Source organism: Massilia rubra (assembly GCF_011682065.1).
GTDB classification, from domain to species: Bacteria; Pseudomonadota; Gammaproteobacteria; order Burkholderiales; family Burkholderiaceae_D; genus Telluria_A; species Telluria_A rubra.
In genome coordinates this window covers 70,908-89,505 of sequence record NZ_VUYU01000011.1, presented here as the reverse complement: position 1 = coordinate 89,505, position 18,598 = coordinate 70,908, and the positions used below count along the sequence as shown (strand labels likewise).

At 64.1% G+C, this 18,598-nt stretch carries 18 protein-coding genes; 14 read left to right on the top strand and 4 right to left on the bottom strand.

Translation table 11 applies throughout. The features are described from left to right. Positions 1 to 120: 120 nt before the first annotated feature. The 3 genes from F0185_RS17860 (at position 121) to F0185_RS17850 (ending at position 2,416) form a co-directional block, all read left to right on the top strand. On the top strand, positions 121 to 1,401 hold the full coding sequence (locus F0185_RS17860; protein ID WP_167226634.1) for an MFS transporter: 1,281 nt from the start codon (positions 121 to 123) through the stop codon (positions 1,399 to 1,401). Further along, positions 1,398 to 1,889 (top strand): GNAT family N-acetyltransferase, encoded by a 492-nt coding sequence (locus F0185_RS17855; RefSeq protein WP_167226633.1) that lies wholly within the window; start codon positions 1,398 to 1,400, stop codon positions 1,887 to 1,889. Before F0185_RS17860 ends, F0185_RS17855 begins: the two co-directional genes overlap by 4 nt. A gap of 161 nt (positions 1,890 to 2,050) precedes the next feature. Beyond that, a complete protein-coding gene (locus tag F0185_RS17850) occupies positions 2,051 to 2,416 on the top strand; it encodes an HPF/RaiA family ribosome-associated protein (RefSeq protein ID WP_166896929.1) in 366 nt (121 codons plus the stop codon). 162 nt (positions 2,417 to 2,578) lie between these two features. Here F0185_RS17850 and F0185_RS17845 read toward each other — a convergent pair whose 3' ends face one another. Beyond that, positions 2,579 to 3,385, bottom strand: coding sequence for a helical backbone metal receptor (locus F0185_RS17845; RefSeq protein ID WP_167226631.1), 807 nt, complete (start codon positions 3,383 to 3,385; stop codon positions 2,579 to 2,581). A 96-nt stretch (positions 3,386 to 3,481) separates the two neighbouring features. Between F0185_RS17845 and F0185_RS17840 the strand changes: the two genes are divergently transcribed. Both F0185_RS17840 and sbcB read left to right on the top strand, forming a co-directional pair. Beyond that, the gene (locus F0185_RS17840; protein WP_167226803.1) at positions 3,482 to 4,447 is read left to right on the top strand and encodes a GGDEF domain-containing protein; all 966 of its coding nucleotides are present in this window, start codon (positions 3,482 to 3,484) and stop codon (positions 4,445 to 4,447) included. 233 nt (positions 4,448 to 4,680) lie between these two features. Then, the gene (gene sbcB / locus F0185_RS17835; protein WP_167226630.1) at positions 4,681 to 6,129 is read left to right on the top strand and encodes an exodeoxyribonuclease I; all 1,449 of its coding nucleotides are present in this window, start codon (positions 4,681 to 4,683) and stop codon (positions 6,127 to 6,129) included. A gap of 137 nt (positions 6,130 to 6,266) precedes the next feature. Here sbcB and pyrF read toward each other — a convergent pair whose 3' ends face one another. Continuing rightward, positions 6,267 to 7,085 carry an orotidine-5'-phosphate decarboxylase gene (gene pyrF / locus F0185_RS17830; protein ID WP_167226628.1) on the bottom strand — a complete coding sequence of 273 codons (819 nt, stop codon included), beginning with the start codon at positions 7,083 to 7,085 and terminating at the stop codon, positions 6,267 to 6,269. Between the two features lie 149 nt (positions 7,086 to 7,234). On the opposite strand from pyrF, the gene F0185_RS17825 reads away from it, so the two are divergent. The 9 genes from F0185_RS17825 (at position 7,235) to F0185_RS17785 (ending at position 13,582) form a co-directional block, all read left to right on the top strand. After that, positions 7,235 to 7,846, top strand: coding sequence for a LemA family protein (locus F0185_RS17825; protein WP_166896921.1), 612 nt, complete (start codon positions 7,235 to 7,237; stop codon positions 7,844 to 7,846). Between the two features lie 4 nt (positions 7,847 to 7,850). Next, a complete protein-coding gene (locus F0185_RS17820; protein ID WP_167226627.1) occupies positions 7,851 to 8,651 on the top strand; it encodes a TPM domain-containing protein in 801 nt (266 codons plus the stop codon). Then, entirely contained in the window at positions 8,651 to 9,178 is a 528-nt protein-coding gene (locus F0185_RS17815; protein WP_167226625.1) for a TPM domain-containing protein, read from the top strand. The genes F0185_RS17820 and F0185_RS17815 overlap by 1 nt, the downstream gene beginning before the upstream one ends. A 77-nt stretch (positions 9,179 to 9,255) precedes the next feature. Next, positions 9,256 to 10,020: an SDR family NAD(P)-dependent oxidoreductase gene (locus F0185_RS17810; protein WP_167226623.1), complete on the top strand. Its 765-nt coding sequence runs from the start codon at positions 9,256 to 9,258 to the stop codon at positions 10,018 to 10,020. Beyond that, positions 10,017 to 10,493 (top strand): MarR family winged helix-turn-helix transcriptional regulator, encoded by a 477-nt coding sequence (locus F0185_RS17805; RefSeq protein ID WP_166896913.1) that lies wholly within the window; start codon positions 10,017 to 10,019, stop codon positions 10,491 to 10,493. Before F0185_RS17810 ends, F0185_RS17805 begins: the two co-directional genes overlap by 4 nt. A 132-nt stretch (positions 10,494 to 10,625) precedes the next feature. After that, on the top strand, positions 10,626 to 11,048 hold the full coding sequence (locus tag F0185_RS17800; protein WP_166896911.1) for an organic hydroperoxide resistance protein: 423 nt from the start codon (positions 10,626 to 10,628) through the stop codon (positions 11,046 to 11,048). A gap of 541 nt (positions 11,049 to 11,589) precedes the next feature. Then, positions 11,590 to 11,916 carry a hypothetical protein gene (locus F0185_RS17795; protein ID WP_166896909.1) on the top strand — a complete coding sequence of 109 codons (327 nt, stop codon included), beginning with the start codon at positions 11,590 to 11,592 and terminating at the stop codon, positions 11,914 to 11,916. Positions 11,917 to 12,000: 84 nt separating this feature from the next. Continuing rightward, positions 12,001 to 12,393: a VanZ family protein gene (locus F0185_RS17790; RefSeq protein ID WP_167226621.1), complete on the top strand. Its 393-nt coding sequence runs from the start codon at positions 12,001 to 12,003 to the stop codon at positions 12,391 to 12,393. A gap of 436 nt (positions 12,394 to 12,829) precedes the next feature. Next, the gene (locus F0185_RS17785; RefSeq protein ID WP_167226619.1) at positions 12,830 to 13,582 is read left to right on the top strand and encodes a hypothetical protein; all 753 of its coding nucleotides are present in this window, start codon (positions 12,830 to 12,832) and stop codon (positions 13,580 to 13,582) included. Positions 13,583 to 13,789: 207 nt separating this feature from the next. Here F0185_RS17785 and F0185_RS17780 read toward each other — a convergent pair whose 3' ends face one another. Then, a complete protein-coding gene (locus F0185_RS17780) occupies positions 13,790 to 16,471 on the bottom strand; it encodes an NAD(P)-binding protein (RefSeq protein WP_167226617.1) in 2,682 nt (893 codons plus the stop codon). Positions 16,472 to 16,565: 94 nt separating this feature from the next. After that, positions 16,566 to 18,353, bottom strand: a complete 1,788-nt coding sequence (locus F0185_RS17775; RefSeq protein WP_167226615.1) for a glycoside hydrolase family 2 TIM barrel-domain containing protein — start codon at positions 18,351 to 18,353, stop codon at positions 16,566 to 16,568. Positions 18,354 to 18,598: the final 245 nt, after the last annotated feature.

The following is an 18,598-nucleotide window of genomic DNA, read 5'->3' as shown; positions in this document are numbered from 1 at the left end:
CGATAACGACAAGGAAGGGGCACAGCCAGCAGGGTCGGGAAACATCGGGCACAATGCCATGTTGATGATTCTAGAAAGAATCATTTTACCCTACCCGCGTAGCCAGTCCCGAAAGTTCCTATGTCAGTGATGTCACCGTCCAACGGTTTCAGCGTTTTGCGCAATCGAAATTTCTCGTTTTACCTCGCGGCGCGCGTGTTGGGCACCCTGGCGGTACAGATGCAAAGCGTGGCCATCGGCTGGCAGGTGTATCAGATGACCGGCAGCCTGTTCGACCTGGGCTTGATCGGCCTGGCCCAGTTCGCCCCTTTCCTGGTATTGATCTTGCTGGCCGGTCACACTGCCGACCGCTACAACCGGCGCCTGATCATCATCATCTGCCTCCTCACGCAGTTGCTGTGCGGTTTGCTGTTGCTGGCCTTCACCGTGAGCGGGATCGGGGTCGTGTGGCCGGTGTTTGCGGTCCTGGTGCTGTTCGGCAGTGCACGCGCGTTCATGATGCCGGCCACCCTGGCGGTGCTGCGCAACATGGTGCCGAACGATAGCTTCAGCCAGGCCGTCGCCCTCAGTTCCTCGGCCTTTCACGTCGCCGTCATTGTCGGACCCGTGCTGGGCGGCTTGCTGTACATCGCCGGGCCGTCCACCGTGTACCTGGCCGCCGCCGCGCTGCTGGTGCTGTCGGTGATCCTGATGGCGCTCACCACCAGCGCGCCGCAGGCGGTCAACAAGGATCCGGCGACCTGGCACACGGTGCTGGAAGGCTTGCGTTTCGTGTGGTCGCGCCCGATCATGCTGGGGGCCATTTCGCTCGACTTGTTCGCGGTGCTGTTCGGCGGCGCCACGGCGCTGTTGCCGGCGTATGCGCACGATGTGCTGCAGGTGGACTCGGCGGGCCTCGGCTTGCTGCGCACCGCGCCCGGCGTCGGCGCCGCGCTGTGCTCGGTGTTGCTGGCGTTTTATCCGATCCGCCGCCGCGTCGGCGCGTGGATGTTCGGCGGCGTGGCCGTGTTCGGCCTGGCCACCCTGGTGCTGGGCTGGAGTACGAGTTTTCCGGTCGCGCTGGCGGCCCTGTTCCTGCTCGGCGCGGGCGATATGGTCAGCGTCTACGTGCGCCATCTGCTGGTGCAGTTCGAAACGCCGGACGAGATCCGCGGCCGCGTGAGCGCGGTCAATGCGGTGTTCATCGGCGCATCCAACGAGCTCGGCGAATTCGAGTCGGGCCTGACCGCCGGCTGGTTCGGCCTGACCCGCGCCATCTTGTTCGGCGGCGCCGCCACCCTGGCGGTCACGGCGATCTGGATCTTCAAGTTCCCGGTGCTCTCGCGCATGGACCGCTTTCCCCATCACGACAAAGAGGAAGCAGAAGAGGCCGCCGCGCGCGACGCCAAGGCCCTGCCATGACGCTGGCCACCCATCTGCACGCGTTCGGGGCGCGTGCCCCGGCGCCGGGCGATGCGCCGTTCCTGGCGCGCCTGTACGCCTCCACGCGCCAGGACTTGTTGGGCAGCGGCGGGGCCGATCCGACCCTGGCCGCTTCGCTGATATCGATGCAGCAGCGCCTGCAAGGTGCCGATTACCGCGAGCGCTTTCCCGATGCCCTGTATCTGATCTTGCACGAGGGCCAAGAAGCGGTGGCGCGCATCGTGGTCGACCATGGGCCGCTAGCCGTGCGCCTGGTCGATATCGCCCTGCTACCGCATGCGCGCGGACGCGGGATCGGCAGCGCCGTGCTGCGCGCACTCCAGCAATGGGCAGCCAGGCATCGCCTGCCGCTGACCTTGTCTGTGCATCGCGGCAATCCGCAAGCGCGCCGTTTATACCTGAACATGGGCTTCGGCATCGAGCGCGCCGACGCCCTTGCGGACGCCCTGCGCTGGCCGCCGGCATGACCCGATTTCATTTGCACTGAGCAATATCAACGAAAGGTGTAATATAGGTCGTGTGCTTAACGAAGTGCCAACCCTGGCGAGGCGCAGCAATGCGCGCAAGCCGCACATGCAGGTAGAAAAGGGTTGCGCCAGTACCTTTATGAACAGCCGGGAGTGAGCTTATGCAAATCAACATCAATACAGATAAAACGATCGAACGTCATCAAGGCCTCGACGATCATGTGCAATCCGTGGTCTCCGCCGCCGTTTCCCGTTTTAGCGAACACATTACCCGTGTTGAAGTCCACCTCAGCGACGATAACAGCCAGAAATCCTCCGACGGCGGCAACCGCTGCCTGCTCGAAGCACGCGTAACCGGCTACCAGCCAATCGCCGTCAGCGACCACTCGGTACACCTGCACCAGGCCATCACCGGCGCCGCCGACAAACTCAAGCGCGCCATCGAAAGCGCCCTGGGTCGCCTGCACGACAAGCAGCTGCACGCCACGCCGAAACTGGTGCCCGAGCCGGACGAAGTGAACGAGTAATTTTTCTGTCAAGCGTCAACCGGGGACCTCGAAAAACCGTAGCGAGCGGCGCAGATTGCGCCGCGCAGCAGGTTTTTCGAGGTCTCCGCCAGCGCCTGCTTCACGGCAGGCTGTCCTGCGTCGGCGCGAGGCAGCACCAGCATGGCACATCCGCTGCCCCGCTCAGAACATCGACGCCGACTCCGCCATCGCGCGCAGGTAGCGCAAACCAGCCAGCGAACGGCTGCCGTACCACGACATCATTTCCCCATCGATCAAATGGACCGGCTTGCCGATCTGCTTTTCCAGCGCGTCCGCGTGCACGTCCGTGAAGCGATACGGTTCGGTCGACAGCAGCACCCCGTCGATGCGCGCCACCAAGTCCTCGGACCAGGTAAAACACGGGTAACGGGTGGCATCGCGCGCCGGGTCGCCCAGTTGCGGCACGCTCCAGCCAATCTCGGCCATCATGCGGGCGATGTAGGTATCGGCCGAAATGCTCATCCATGGATCCTGCCAGATGCAGTACAGCACGGTCGCCGGGCGTCCCCTGGGCAAGGCTTGCAGCGCCGCGTACTCCGCTTCGAAGTCCGCGCACCACGCTTCGGCCTTCTCGCCGGCGCAAAAAATCCCGCCCATCAGGCGCGCCAGTGCAAGGTTGTCGCGCGGCGCCACCGGATGGGTGACGACGATATGCGGCACGAATGCGGCCAGCGCGTCGACGGTCGGCTTTTCGTTTTCGTCGATGTTGACCACCAGATGGGTGGGCGCGAGCTTGCGGATTTTTTCCAGGTTCACATCCTTGGTGCCGCCGATCTTGGCAATCGAGGCCACCTGCGCGGCCGGATGGATGCAAAAGCCGGTGCGCCCGACCACTTGCCCGGCCAGGCCGAGGTCGCACAGCAATTCGGTAATCGAGGGCACCAGCGACACGATCCGTGCCGCCGGGTCGGGCTGAAATGGGGTGCCAAGGGCGTCGGTGAAGTACATGGAATGAACGGTTCAATTCGAATGACGCTATTGGAACACTGATATGATGCAAACGCCAATGGTTATAGCGGCGCACATTTGACCGGAGAGACTATGTTGGAACAGATCGGCACCTTCGCAGCATCGAGCTACACCATCCGCGACTTGCATTTGTTCCGCGACATCGACGACCAGCAGATCGCGCAAGCGCTGGCCGGGTGCGCCGTCGTACGGCTCGACACCGGCGCCAAGGTCGAAGACAGCAACCGCGCGCGCCTGTACATCGTGCTGCGCGGCGCCCTGGCGGTCGAAGCCGACACCCGCAACGGCATGGCCGACGGCACCGTCAGCAAGATTTTGCCGGGCGAGAGCGTGGGCGAGCAATCGGTGCTGGACGAAGCGGCCAACCTGGCCTCGATCAGCGCGCTGGAAGAATCGGAACTGCTCGTCATCGAGGGCGAACTGGTGTGGAAGCTGATCGACCAGTCGAACGGCCTGGCGCGCAACCTGTTGCGGCTGCTGTCGTTCCGCATCCGGGCCGCCAACGCGCTGCTGCGGCGGCGCCAGAAGCTGGGCGAATTCTACCGCCAGTTGTCGATGAACGATGGCTTGACCGGGCTCTACAACCGCGCCTGGATGAACGACATGCTGCCCAAGCTGATCGCCACCGCGCACCGCGCCGGCACGCCGCTGGCGCTGGTGATGCTCGACCTCGATCACTTTAAGTTGTTCAACGATACCCACGGCCACCTGGCCGGCGACGACGCCCTGCGCGCGGCGGCCGATGTGATTTCGATGGCGCTGCGCCCATCCGATTTTGCACTGCGCTACGGCGGCGAGGAATTGATGGTCATCCTGCCCGAAACGGCCGAACCGCTGGCCATGATGGTGGCCGACCGGCTGTGCGCGCGCATGCGCGAAGCGGCGATTTTCCGCGATATGCGGGTTCCGCTGCCGCACATCACGGCCTCGTTCGGGGTGGCCATGCTGGAAGCGGGCATGGATGACAGCGCGCTGATCGCAGCGGCCGACGCCGCCTTGTACCGCGCCAAGGATGGTGGACGCAACCGGGTCGCACGCTGAAAGCACGCCCCAGGGCGGCGCCAATCTGTGTACCATATGGGTCCGCCCCTGCCACTGACGTCTGCGCCCTGCCGTCATTCCCGCGAAGGCGGGAATCCAAGGCACCGCCGCTCAGCGTACATGCCTTGGATTCCCGCCTTCGCGGGAATGACGGAACTGAGGCTAATGGATAGTTGCAGGGTCCGCCCCAGGGGCGCACGTCCTCCTGGCTGCAACTTATTGATCAAAGTTCCATGACCACCCATACCTTTCTCTGGCACGACTACGAAACCTTCGGCGCCCAGCCGCGCCGTGATCGTCCGGCGCAGTTCGCCGCGATCCGCACCGATGCCGCCCTGAACGAAATCGGCGAGCCGATCATGCTGTACTGCCAGCCGGCGCCGGATTTCCTGCCCGATCCGCAATCGTGCCTGATCACCGGCATCACGCCGCAGCAATGCCTGGAGCTGGGCGTGCCCGAGCACCAGTTCGCGGCCACCATCGAAGCGGCTTTCAGCCAGGCCGGCACCATCGGGGTCGGCTACAACACCATCCGTTTCGATGACGAGATCACGCGCTTTTTGTTCTGGCGCAACCTGATCGACCCGTACGCGCGCGAGTGGCAGCACAATTGCGGGCGCTGGGACTTGCTCGACGTGGTGCGCATGACCTACGCGCTGCGCCCGGAAGGCATCGAATGGCCGGTGCGCGAGGATGGCAAGCCAAGTTTCAAGCTGGAGCACCTGGCCAAGGCCAATGGCTTGTTGCACGAGTCGGCGCACGATGCGCTGTCGGACGTGCGCGCCACCATCGCCCTGGCGCGCCTGATCCGCGACAAGCAGCCCAAGCTGTTCGATTTTTGCCTGGCCTTGCACAAGAAAGACAAGGTCGCCTCGGAAATGGGCATGCACCTGGCGGCGGCCCAGCGCCAGCCGTTCCTGCACGTGTCGGGCATGTTCCCGACCGAGCGCGGCTGCATTGGCCTGGTATGGCCGCTGGCGACGCATCCGACCAACAAGAATGAAGTGCTGGTGTGGGATTGCAGCCATGACCCGGCCGAGCTGTTCGGGCTCGATGCGGATACGATCCGCCTGCGCATGTTCACGCGTTCGGCCGATCTGCCGGAAGGCGTGACGCGCTTGCCGATCAAGAGCATCCATTTGAACAAGTCGCCTATGCTGGTAGGCAATCTCAAGACACTCACGACAGACATGGCGCAGAAGTGGGGCATCGATATCGAGCAGGCGCGCGCGTTCGCGGCCGTGGCGGCGGCGGGACCGGATATGGGGGCCTTGTGGGCGCAGGTGTACCAGCGGCCGGGCGCGCAAGAGGCCGTGGATGTGGACGAGGATTTGTATGGCGGGTTTATCGGCAACGGCGACCGGCGCAAGCTGGAGTCCTTACGGGCCGAGACCCCCGAGAAGCTGGCCAAGGCCAAGCCATCGTTTGAAGATCAGCGGCTGGTGGAACTGGTGTTCAGGTATCGCGCGCGCAATTTCCCGGACTTGCTCAGTGAGGCGGAAGCGCAGCAGTGGGAAGAACACCGCGCGGCCAAGCTGTTCGACGGGCAAGGCGGGGCGCGCACGATCGAGCAGCTGTTTGCCGAGATCGATACCTTGTCGGAAGACGCGGACGAGCGTGCCGAAGAGATTTTGGGGACCTTGTACGATTATGCGGAGGCGATTGCGCCGAGCAGGTATTAGTCTCTGTCGTTCCCGTTCTGACTGTTACCGTCATTCCCGCGAAGGCGGGAATCCAAGGCACCGTCTATTACCGTCATTCCCGCGCCAAGGCGGCCCTCGGCGGGAATGACGGTTTGGGAGCTAGCGGGAACGACAAGTTAGCGATACAAATTAATCGCGTCCCTTGTTTCCAGCGCCACCCGGCGCGCGGCCGCCGCGAAATCCTCGCTCCCCTGCGCCGTCGCGTACAAAATCGCGCGCGAGGAGTTAATCATCATGCCGGCGCCGCCGGCCGTGCGGCCCGACTTGACGGTCGCTTCCACATCGCCACCCTGCGCACCCACACCCGGCACCAGCAGCGGCATCTCGCCCACGATCGCCCGCACCTGCGCCAACTCGTCCGGAAAAGTCGCCCCCACCACCAGCGCGCACTGCCCATTCTTGTTCCACTTCTCCGCCACCATGCGCGCCACATGCTGGTACAGCGGCTTGCCATCGGCCATCAGGAACTGCAAATCCGATCCGCCCGGATTGGACGTGCGGCACAGCACAATGGCGCCGCGATCGGTCCACTCCATGTACGGCTCGACCGAATCGAAACCCATGTACGGGTTGACCGTGACCGCATCGGCCCCGTAGCGGTCGAACGCTTCGCGCGCGTACTGGCGCGCGGTGGCGCCGATGTCGCCGCGCTTGGCGTCGAGAATGAGGGGAATATGCGGATAATGCTGGCGCGCATACGCGCAAATGCGCTCCAGCTGCCCCTCCGCGCCCAGCGCTGCAAAGTAAGCGATCTGCGGCTTGAACGAACAGGCCAGGTCCGCCGTGGCGTCGATGATCTCCTTGCAAAACAGGAAAATCGCGTCAGGCTCCTTGGCCAGTTGGGCCGGGAAACGGGCCAGGTCGGGGTCGAGACCGACGCACAGCAGGGAGTTGTTGGTGGTCCAGGCGGCGGACAGCTTGTTGATAAAGTTCACAGGACAGCCTCGTAGTCAATTACAAACCCGCCATTGTAGCGCGTCCCCCGCCCCTCCCCGCTCGCCGGCACGCACGTTTGAAAAGTCATCTTGTTGGCATTTAGGGTATATTTTTGACCATTCGACAACTTGCTACGGACGGAAATACCATGACAAACACTGCATTCGCACGCTGCGCACGGGTGCTGCTGACCCTGGCACTGACAGGAACCCTGCTGTCCGGCTGCGGCTACAACGAGTTCCAGACCAAGGATGAAGCCACCAAGGCCGCCTGGGGCGAAGTCGTCAACCAGTACCAGCGCCGCGCCGACCTGATTCCGAACCTGGTCAATACGGTCAAGGGTTACGCCACCCACGAAAAAGAAACGCTGGAGTCGGTCACGCGCGCGCGCGCCGCCGCCACCAGCATCCAGGTCACGCCCGAGGTGCTGAACAATCCGGAAGCGTTCAAGAAATTCCAGGAGGCGCAGGGCCAGCTGACCGGCGCCTTGTCGCGCCTGATGGTGGTGGCCGAAAAATATCCCGACCTGAAGGCCGACGCCAGCTTCCGCGACCTGCAATCGCAACTCGAAGGCACCGAGAACCGCATCACGGTCGCGCGCCAGCGTTACATCGTCACGGTGCAGGATTACAACGTCCAGGTGCGTAAGTTCCCGACCAACCTGACGGCGAAAATGTTCGGCTATGACACCAAGCCGTCGTTCACCGTCGAAAACGAAAAAGCGATTTCGACCGCCCCGGCTGTGAACTTTGGCAAGTAAGCCGATGAAGCTGCTGCGTTATCTCCGGATGCTGGCCCTGGCCCTGGCCCTCGGCCTCGGCTTCGGCACGGCCGCGCACGCGCAATTGGCGCCGGTGCCGACCTTGAGCTCCCATGTCACCGACCAGGCCGGCATGCTGAGCGAAGAACAGCGCGCCAAGCTGGAAGCCGTGCTGACCGATTACGAAAGCAAGACCGGCAGCCAGATCGCGGTGTTGCTGGTCAAGAGCACGGCGCCGGAACAGATCGAGCAGTACAGCATCCGCGTGACCGATGCCTGGAAGCTCGGCCGCAAGGGCGTCGACGACGGGGTGCTGCTGGTGGTGGCGCCGGACAATCCGGCCGCCCTGCGGCGCTTGCGCATCGAAGCCGGGCGCGGCGTGCAAGGCGTGCTGACCGATGCGCAATCGAAGCGCATCTTGCAGGATGTGATCGCACCGCATTTCCAGCAGAAGCAGTTTTATGACGGCCTGGTGGCCGGCGTGGGCGCGATTGCCACGCTGCTCAACGCGGAACAGTTCCCCGCCCCGCCGCAACAACAGCGCCAGGCGCAGGAGTCGGGCGGTGGCGGCATGCTGGTGCCGCTGATCCTGTTCGGCGCCTTCGCGCTGGCATCGATGTTCCGGCCACGCCGCTCGCGTCTCGGCAGCGGCGGCTGGAGCAGCGGCGCGACCGGCTTCATCATCGGCAGCGCCCTTGGCGGCCTTGGCCGTGGCGGCGGCGGTGGTGGCGGCAGTTTTTCCGGCGGCGGGTTTTCCGGCGGCGGCGGCAGTTTTGACGGCGGCGGCGCCTCGGGAGATTGGTAATGAGTCAGTCCGCCACATCAACAAGCGGTTCGCGCCTTGCGCGGATCTGGCACCACTGGCGCAGCACGGCCGCCAAAGGCCGGCGTGCGTTTCCGCCGGAAACGCTGGACGCGATCGGCAAGGCCATCACGGCCGGCGAGCAAACCCACCGCAGCGAGCTGCGCCTGATCGTCGAGCACGGCATGCCGTTCGACGCCTTGTGGGCCGGCATGGGGATTCGCGAACGCGCGATTGCCTTGTTTGCGGAATATGGCATCTGGGATACGGAAGACAATTGCGGCGTGCTGATCTACGTGAACCTGGCCGAGCATCAAATCGAAATCGTGACCGACCGCAACGTCGGACGCAAGATCGACAATATCGTCTGGAAACGCTTGTGCGCCTTGATGACGCAGGGTTTTGCGCAGGGTCAATTCCACGCCGCCACCCTGGCTGCATTGGAACAAGTCAACGCTTTGCTGGCCGAACACTTTCCAGCCGAGGGCGCGCGCGCCAATGAGTTGCCGGATCGCCCCATCATGTTATGACGCAGCGCAAAAAACTCAACGCCGGGCGCGCTGTGTGGTTAAAATTCGCTATGTCCGTATCACATTGAAAGCACTACATGAGACTTGAGCAAAAAGTAGCGATCGTCACCGGCGCCACCCAAGGCATTGGCCTGGCCTGCGCCCAGCGCCTGGTGAAGGAAGGCGCGCGCGTGATGCTGGTCGATATCAAAGCCGACGGCGCCGCCGCGGCCGAAGCGCTCGGCGAGAACGCCCGCTTCTTCGCCGCCGACGTCAGCCAGAAGGCCGATGTTGACGCCATGATCGCCGCCACCGTGGCCGCCTTCGGACGTATCGATGTGCTGGTCAACAACGCCGGCGTAACGCACGCCGCCGATTTCCTCGACCTGACGGAAGACGATTTCGACCGCGTCATGCGGATCAACCTCAAGTCGATGTTCCTGTGCGGCCAGGCGGCGGCGCGCCACATGGTGAGCCAGCAACACGGCTGCATCATCAACATGTCGAGCGTCAATTCGGAAGTGGCGATCGCCAACCAGGTGCCGTACGTGGTCTCCAAGGGCGGCATCAACCAGCTGACCAAGGTGATGGCGCTGAACCTGGCCGGCTACGGCATCCGCGTCAACGGCATCGGCCCCGGCACCATCCTGACCGAACTGGCCAAGAAAGCCGTGCTGGGCAGCCCGGAAGCGCGCAACACGATCCTGTCGCGCACGCCGATGGGACGCTGCGGCGAGCCGGACGAAATCGCCTCCGTGGTGGTGTTCCTGGCCAGCGACGACGCTTCCTATATGACCGGCCAGACCATGTATGTCGACGGTGGCCGGCTTGCCCTCAACTACACCGTGCCGGTGAAGGAATGAGCCAAACCAAACAGCCGCTGCCGGCGGGGATCAACATGCTGGCGCTGGAAAACCAGTTTTGCTTCGCGCTGTATTCGGCCTCGCATGCGATGACCAAGACCTACAAGCCGATGCTCGACCGGCTCGGCCTGACCTACCCGCAATACCTGGTGATGCTGGTGCTCTGGGAACAGGACGCAATCCTGGTCAAGGATATCGGGGCGCGCCTGTTTCTCGATTCGGGCACGCTCACGCCGCTGCTCAAGCGCCTGGAAGCGAACGGCTTGCTCTCGCGCAACCGCGATCCGCATGACGAGCGCCAGGTGCGCATCGTGCTGACCGCGCAAGGCAAGGCGCTGCGCGCGCAGGCCGAAGCGATTCCGGAACAGGTGCTGTGCGCCAGCGGGCAGGAACTGGCCGCACTGGGACGCATGCGCAAGGAGCTGTCGGGCGTGCGCGACGACTTGTTCAAGGCGATGGAAGAGCACGACTGAATTGGCGGCGGGGGGCGGCCCCCGCCAGCGCCGGAAAAGAATTTCATCAAATTGATTGCACACAATTGAATTGTTCGCTATAGTTCTTCCATCGGCACAGCGTTGCCGCCCCAACCCAAGCAAGGAGTCACCATGCAAGTTCTCTACACAGCACACGCAACAGCAACCGGTGGTCGCGATGGCCGCGCCGTTTCCGATGACAAAGTCCTGGACGTCAAACTGTCGACCCCGACGTCGCTGGGCGGCGCAGGTGGCGATGGCACCAATCCGGAGCAGCTGTTTGCGGCCGGCTACGCGGCGTGTTTCCTGTCGGCCCTGAAACTGGTCAGCGGCGCCCTCAAGACCCCGATTCCTGCCGACACCAGCATCGACGCGTCGGTCGGCGTGGGCCCGAACGACAAAGGCGGCTTCGGCCTGACCATCAAGCTGGTCGTGAAGACCCCCGGCATGGACCTGGCGACGGCCCAGGCGGCTGTGAACAAGGCGCATGAAGTGTGCCCGTACTCGAACGCGACACGCGGCAACATCGACGTCGACCTGAGCGTCACCGTTTGAGGCGACCCGGGAAGATATAAGTGAGGCGCATGTCTGGTATCCAAAATGGCAATTAGACATATAAGTGCCCGGACCGCATAATTGCACCTGTCTCCACTATCTTCCTCCAAGAAAATAGTTTAAGCCCGCTTTCATCAGCGGGCTTTTTTTTGCCTGTGCCGGCAGTGCGCGGCCAGGGCGCATGCCGGCGGACATTCTTTTCGGCGCTTTCCCACATTGTTGCGCAGTGTCATAAGTGGGTAACATTTCCTGCCTATACTTGCTTCATCTGCTGTACACGTAACCGATATGCGTGACTGGCAGCCAGGTGTGTCGACCCGGAGGGCGGCACACCACTCCGAATTGACGATCTCTTGGCCCGATCTTGGGTTTAGCCCGCTCCCACAAGCGGGCTTTTTTTTGGCGCAACACTTTTCCCTGTTCCTTTGACTAGGGCAGGCGAAAAGATGACACAAAGGCTTGAAGCTGGCGCTTATTCATCTATCATGAAGTTCCTCGAGCTTTTTTCATAACCATTGGCCAGCCAAGCGGAGCGATAAGAATGAGCGAATATGTCCTTGATGCACTATCCGAGCCACTTTATCAACAGGCAAACGCCAGCCGCCGCCAGCGCCATACGCCGGACGACACGCTCGTCCTTACCGAACTCAATCCCAGCACGGTTGTCGACCACCTCGACAGCGATAACGCCCCGGTCGAACTGATCACTTTCGGCACGGTGCGGGAGACTTGCCCGAAGTGCAACCATACCCACCTCAAGCTGGTCCTGCGCCAGCGCGCCGTCCGCGTCGCCCATCTGTTCTGCGCCGAATGCCACGGCTGTTTCGACGCGCGCTACCCCAATGGCGCGCCCGCACTGAGCATCTGATCCCCTGGGCAAACAACATGCCGGTCGCGCATGCGCGACGGCCGGCATGGTAAGGTGGCGGTTTTCCCTCACGCCCCCCCCGACATGTCCGCCCTGCTTTCCCTGCTTGTTCTTGATGAACGCCTGCGCAAATTGCGCTACCGTACCGCGCTGGCGATCTACGCCGCCATTCTCGTCATGGGTTCCCTGCCCGGTGCGCGCGCCGAGATTGGCACCGTGGCGTCCGGCATTGTGCTGCACTCGCTGGCCTACGGCATCATCACCTTCCTCTTGTTCACCGGCAGCCTGGGCAGTGCGCGCGAACGCGCCATCAAATCGGTGCTGACCGTGATGGTCATGGGCGCGCTGGACGAACTGGTGCAGAGTTTTTTACCGTACCGCACAGGCGCAATCGGCGACTGGATGGTCGATTGCAACGCCGCGCTCGTCACCGCCGGCCTGCTCTGGGCATTTCTGCCGCAAACGCGCTCCCGCTAGCGCTGGCGCGCCGGGCGCGGTATCGCCAACGCCAGCGCCAGGCTGGTGCGATTGCGCCGCGCGCACCAGGCGACACGCGGCCTGTTCGGAGTAATGATGCGCGCACAGGCTGGCGACGCTCGACTCCATCGAAGCGACCAGCTCGACGATCAGGCTGGAAAGTGAAGTGGCAGGCATGGCGCGCTCTCAAAAATTTCAGTAGGAAAATTATTACCCGTTCAAAGCAGCGGGTATTTGCGCTGTATCAAGCGCGCGAAGTGCTGTCTTTGCGCTATCACTGTACCTTCCGAAAAAATCAAGACGATCTACGCATTGTTTGACCTGTGTCAAAAGGCAGATGAATGCATGGGAACGTTAGTCGAATCGTTGGCTCTTACCGGTGTGGCACGCGGCATTGTCACGCACACAAGGAAGACACCAACCAAAGGAGTTGATCATGAAGCGTATCGAACAAAGCGTGCTCCTGGCGGGCTTGCTGGCCCTGGCGGCCTGCAGTTCCACCGGCATGAACGGCAGCGACACGGCCAGCGGGACCAGCGGGGACACCTCGGCGAGCACCTCGGCGACAGGCAGCGGCACGACGGACAGCGGCGGCGCGGCGGGAAGCGGCGCCAGCGGTAGCGCCGGAACGGGCGGCAGCGGCCAGTCCGGCGACGCCACCGGCGGCGGCAGCATCGCGGGCACCGGCACGGGCAGCAGCGCGGGCACGGGCGGCTCGACGTCGACCGGGGCCGGAAGCACCACGGGCAGCGGCGGTTCCACGTCGACCGGAAGCAGCGGCAGCATGGCGGGTTCGGGTAGTTCGGGCAGCGCCACCGGCACCGGCATGGATAGTTCCATGGCGGGCGCGGGTAGTTCGACTGCGACCGGCAGCGCCCAGTCGGGCGGCAGCATGGCCAGTGGAACGAGCCCGTCGGGCGCGTCGGGAGGCACGCCCAACAGTACCGTCAGCAAGATCGAAGTGGTACCGCGTCAGACCAGCGGAACTGCAGGAACCGGAGGGTCGGTTGGCTCCACCGGCAGCGCCGGCAGCACGGGCACCAGCGGCGGCACCATGAGCGGCGAACGCGTCTACCGCATCACGCTGAAAATGGACGACGGTGCGACCCAGGTGGTCACACAGGAAACGGCGCCATCGTTCGCCACCGGCGACCGCGTGCGCATGTCGGGGGGCGCGATCCAGCGCTAAGTAAGCATGCAGAAATGACGGTGGGTTTCTGGCGAACAGAAGCGGGTGCCTTGCAAGGCGCACGCCGCGCCGCCGTGAGGCGGAACCGGCTTGCGTTCCCACGTGGAGCTTGTCGCGAAAGGGAAGGACAGCTCGCTACCACGACCACGGTCAGAACCGCCGTGTCTGCCGATGGCAGGCACGACGGCACGCGCTGTCAACGCTTGCTCACTCCGACCCGACGTTCTGCGCCGCATCGGCGCGCTGGCGCAGCACCGCTTCCGCCGCCTTCTTGCCGGCGATGAAGGCATGGTCGGAATTGTAGTACTCCCATTCGCTGTAACGCCCCGCCAGCACGATGTCGTAACGCGCCAGCCATGCCTTGACCAGCGCCACATTGGCCGCACGCGCGTGGTCGTACACGACATACGCGTACGGCATGTCGACCAGGTTGGCGGTGATGATGCGATCATCGGGCCTGAGCATGGTGACCTTGACGCAGTCCTCGATGCAGCGCTCGATCAGCGCCTGGCCGTCGAGCGGCAACGGCTTCCAGGGGGAATACGAAATCTCGCAGGTCAGCCCGAACCCACCGGGCGGATTGCAGTGCGGGCTGGCGTTCCCCTGCACAAAAATGCGGTGGAAAATCGTGTCTTCCGGATAGTAGACCCAGTGCTTGTCGGTGATGTTTTCGCGCGCCACGCCGAGGTTGACGCAGCGGACCGACAGGTGACGCAACCCCTCGGCCGCCGCCCGCACCTCGGGTGGCGCTTCGCTGCCGGTCAGCTTGATCAATTCGGGCAAGGGCATGGTGCTGATCAGGTGGTCGTAACGGTAGCGGCTGCCGTCGGCCATCACCAGCACGTGTTCGCGCGGCAGCAGCTGGGCCGCTTCGGCGTTCATCTCGATCTTGCCCTTGATATGCGGCAGGAAACCGGACATCAGCGCCTGGAAGCCGCCCGAGAGCGGATAGCCGAAGCGGGCATTCGGCCCCATCGGCCTGGCGACCGGTTCCAGCGCGCCTTCGATGATGTCTTCCAGGTCCGGCAACGGCACCCTGCCCCCGAGCCAGGAAGTTTCCATCTCGGAAAGCGGCACCGTCCACAGCTTTTTGTTGTAGGGAATGGCAAAGTGCTTGGCGATGCCGCGGCCCCAGACCTTGTAGATGAATTCTTCGAAATTCTGGCTTTCGCGCTTGCGCGGAGCGATGCTGGCCGTGCCGTTGGCGAGCTCGACCGTCCCATCGGCGCAGCAGTCTTCCACCGGCCTGACCGCGCACGGCGCCGCCGCCGCCGCGGCCCCGTCGATGCTGCCGAAGCGCGCTTCCACCGCGCCGATGATGCATTCGGTGATCACTTTGGGCGGCAAGCCATACAGCGCGCCCTGGAAGGGGTAGCGCGTGTACACCTGCTTGCTGTAAACCCAGGCTTCACGATCCTGCCAGTGCAGGTTGGGGCCGAGCAGCATCTCGTACAGCGACAGCACGTAGGGATCGTTCGAGAACATGATGTGCCCGGCATGGTCGAACGTGAAGCCCTGGTCGTGGATCGAGCGGCACCAGCCGCCGACACTGCTGTTCTTGTCGAGCAGCACCGCTCCCTCGCCCAGATGGTAGGCGGCAGACAAGCCGGTCGGGCCGGCGCCGACGATGACGGTCTGCACGTTCTGCGCGCCTGTCTGCGAGCGCAGCGGGTTGACCGTGGCGCCGCTGCCGCTGGCGGTGGCGCCGGCGCCCGCATTGGCGGCGCCCGCATAGCCGGCGCCCGCATAGCCGGCACCCGCATAGCCGGCGCCGCCAAAGCGCGCCGTGCTGCGTCCCGGCGCGGTCTCGGCCAGCAGGCGGCGCATCGCATCGACGGTGACGTCCCACGAGGTGCCGGCCACGATATCGCGCATGGTGGCGCACATGGCGGCGCGCCGTTCGGGCGTCATCGACAGGGCCGCTTCGCACGCCGCGATGAAGTCGGCGGGGTCGTGCGCGACCGCCACCACATGGCCGTACGGCCGGGCGACGTCGGCGATCGCGGTGCTGACGATCGGCAGTTCGGCGGCCATGTATTCGAGCACCTTGGTCGGGCTGATGAAGCGCGTCGCCTCGTTCAGCAAGAACGGCAGCAGGCACACATCCCAGCCGGCCAGCAGGCCGGGCAGCGCCTCGTACGATTGCTGCCCCAGGTAGTGGATGTTGGGGAGCCGCGGCAGGCTGGCCGGGTCGATTTTCATGACCGGGCCCACCATGACCAGTTGCCAGTCGGGATGCGCATCGGCCAGCGCGCCGATCAGGGGTGCGTCGAAGCGCTCGTCAATCACGCCATAAAAGCCCAGGCGCGGCGTGTCGATGCCGGCCTGGAGCGGATGATTGCGGTCGCGTTCGAGCGCGCGCTCGAAATGGCGCACGTCCACGCTGCTGGGAAAGCAATGCGCGTTCGGATGGCGTTCGCGCTTGGCCTGGTACAGGCTCGGCCCGCCGGCAAACACCAGGTCGGCCAGGTTCAGCAAGGCGGTTTCGCGCTGCAGGAGCTGGCGCGGCGGGTTTTTGAACGCAGCCAGTTCGTCCATGCAGTCGTACACCACCAGGCTGGCGTGCAGTTCCTGCAGCAGCGGCAGGGCCATCGGCGTATAGAACCACACGATGGGCCGCTCGCCGGGCGGCGCCAGGCCGGCCAGCATCGGTTGCAGCAGGCGGATCTGGTCGTCGTGAAAGCCCGGCGCATGTACCGGCGTGTGCGGCCGCAACACGGTCACGTTCGGGACAGGGCGCGATTGTTCCATGAAGCTGTCGCCATCATCGTGAACGGGCTCCTCTACGAAGAGGATGCGGAAATGGTGCGCCAGCCGCGATAACAACTGCTGCGGCCGCTGGTAGACAGAGTCCCAGCGCAAGTGGCAAAAAACGATGATGGTCGACATGTAATCTCCTTTCGCCCGTCGCGGGCGTATGTTGGCTGGTGTTGTGTCTTGCGGACCGGCGGCGCGGTCCCGCACCGGTGAGGTAGGCGGCTGCTCAGGCAATTCCGGGATAGCAATCCTCCTTCTCGTGGTCGTTGCGCGTGGCGGCGCGGATCAGTTCGAGCGGGACCTTGGGCGTGCGGTCGGCGCACAGCAGGCCGTTCGCTTCCTGGAAGGTGTCGCTGAACTGGGTGTAGCAAAAGCCGCTGAACATGGTGGTGGTGTTGACCACCGCCAGCAGGCGCCGGTACAGGGCGAGGAAGCTCTCTTCGGTGTGGGCGCGCGAATAGCCCCAGATGTGCGCGCCGGCGCCCTGCTTGTCGAAGGCCACGCCGCCGAACTCGGTCAGCACGATCGGCTGGCCGCGATGCGGAAAGCCGTCCAGCGTCAGGATACGTCCGCCCGGGCGGCGCTGGTCGAACAGGGTGCGGGTCGGCTCGCTGGTGGTGTAGCGCGCCGCCAGCCGGTCGGGATTGCAATCGTAGTCGTGGATGCCGAGGATGTCGGTGGCCGACGCCTCCCAGCCATCGTTGCCGATCACCGGGCGCGTGGCGTCGAGCGTGCGGGTGAGGTGGTACAGGGCCTCGACCGCGTTGCGGTGGGCCTGGGTCAGGGTCAGGTTCGGCACGCCCCACGATTCATTGAAGGCGACCCAGACGATGATGCACGGGTGGCTGTAGTCGCGCTCGATCGCCTCGGTCCATTCGCGCACCATGCGCGTGATGGCCTTGGGACTGAAGCGGTAGGCCGAGGGCATTTCTTCCCACACCAGCAGGCCGAGCCGGTCGGCCCAGTACAGATAGCGCGGGTCTTCGATTTTCTGGTGCTTGCGCACGCCGTTAAAGCCCATCTCCCTGGCCAGCTCGACGTCGCGTTTCAGGGCCGCGTCGGACGGCGCCGTCAGCAGCGACTCGGGCCAGTAACCCTGGTCGAGCACCAGCCGCAGCGCGTAGGCGCGCCCGTTCAACATGAAGCGGTCGCGGTTGATCGCCACCGAACGCAGCGCCGTGTACGAACGCACCACGTCGAGCACCTGGCCGCGATGGTGCAGCGTCACTTCGGCATTGAGCAGGGTGGGACGCTCGGGGCTCCACAGCAGTTCGTTGCGCGAATCGTCGATCCCGGGGTCGGACAGGGAAATCTTGCGGTTGGCCTCGTGCCCGAGCAGCTTGTAGTGGTCGTCGGCCAGCAGGTTCTCGCCATGCCAGATCTTGACTTCAACGAACAGTTCTTCGGAAATATCGCCGGTGGCAACGATTTCGCAGCCGATTTCGTAGGTCTCGAAAATCGGCGTCCAGCGCAGGCTCTGGATGTAGGTCGAGGCCACCCGTTCGATCCACACCGTCTGCCAGATGCCGGTGGTGCGCGGATACCAGATCGAGTGCGCTTCGAGCAGCCAGTCCTGCTTGCCGCGCGGCTTGGCCAGGTCGTGCGGGTCGTCTTCGACGTACACGGTCACGACCTGCGCGCCCTCCTCCTTGAGGGTGCCGCTGATGTCGGCCGAAAACGGCGTGTGCCCGCCCTCGTGCTCGGCCACCAGGTGCTGGTTGACCCAGACCCGGGCGCGGTAGTCGACCGCGCCGAAATGCAGGATGGTGCGGCCGGCGTGCGGCTGCAGCTCGAAGCTGCGCTCGTACCAGCATATTGAATGAAAGCCGGTGTCGCCCAGGCCGCTGGCGCGCGCTTCGGGCGCGAACGGCACTTCGATCTGGTGCGTCCATTCGGTTGCGCCATCGGGCATGCGGCAGCGCCGCTCGTCGTCGAACATGAATTTCCACAGGCCGTTCAGGCTGATCCATTGCTCGCGCACGAGCTGGGGCCGCGGGTATTCGAATTGACTCATCGATGCTCCTCGTGGTGGGCCGGAAACGGCCGTGGCCGCTGATCTTTTTCAGGCTGCGCGGGTGCCGCACATGCGCCGCGCCATGCCGCCAGCGGGCGCGGCAAACGGGCAAGCTCCATGCCGCGCAAGACCAGTTGATCGCGGACAGGGAATGGATGCTAGCACGCCAATTTTGCGCATTTTCACTCACGCACAAGGCAAGATTTCTAGGGAAAAATGGCTTGTAACCGCCTGTACTTCACCGG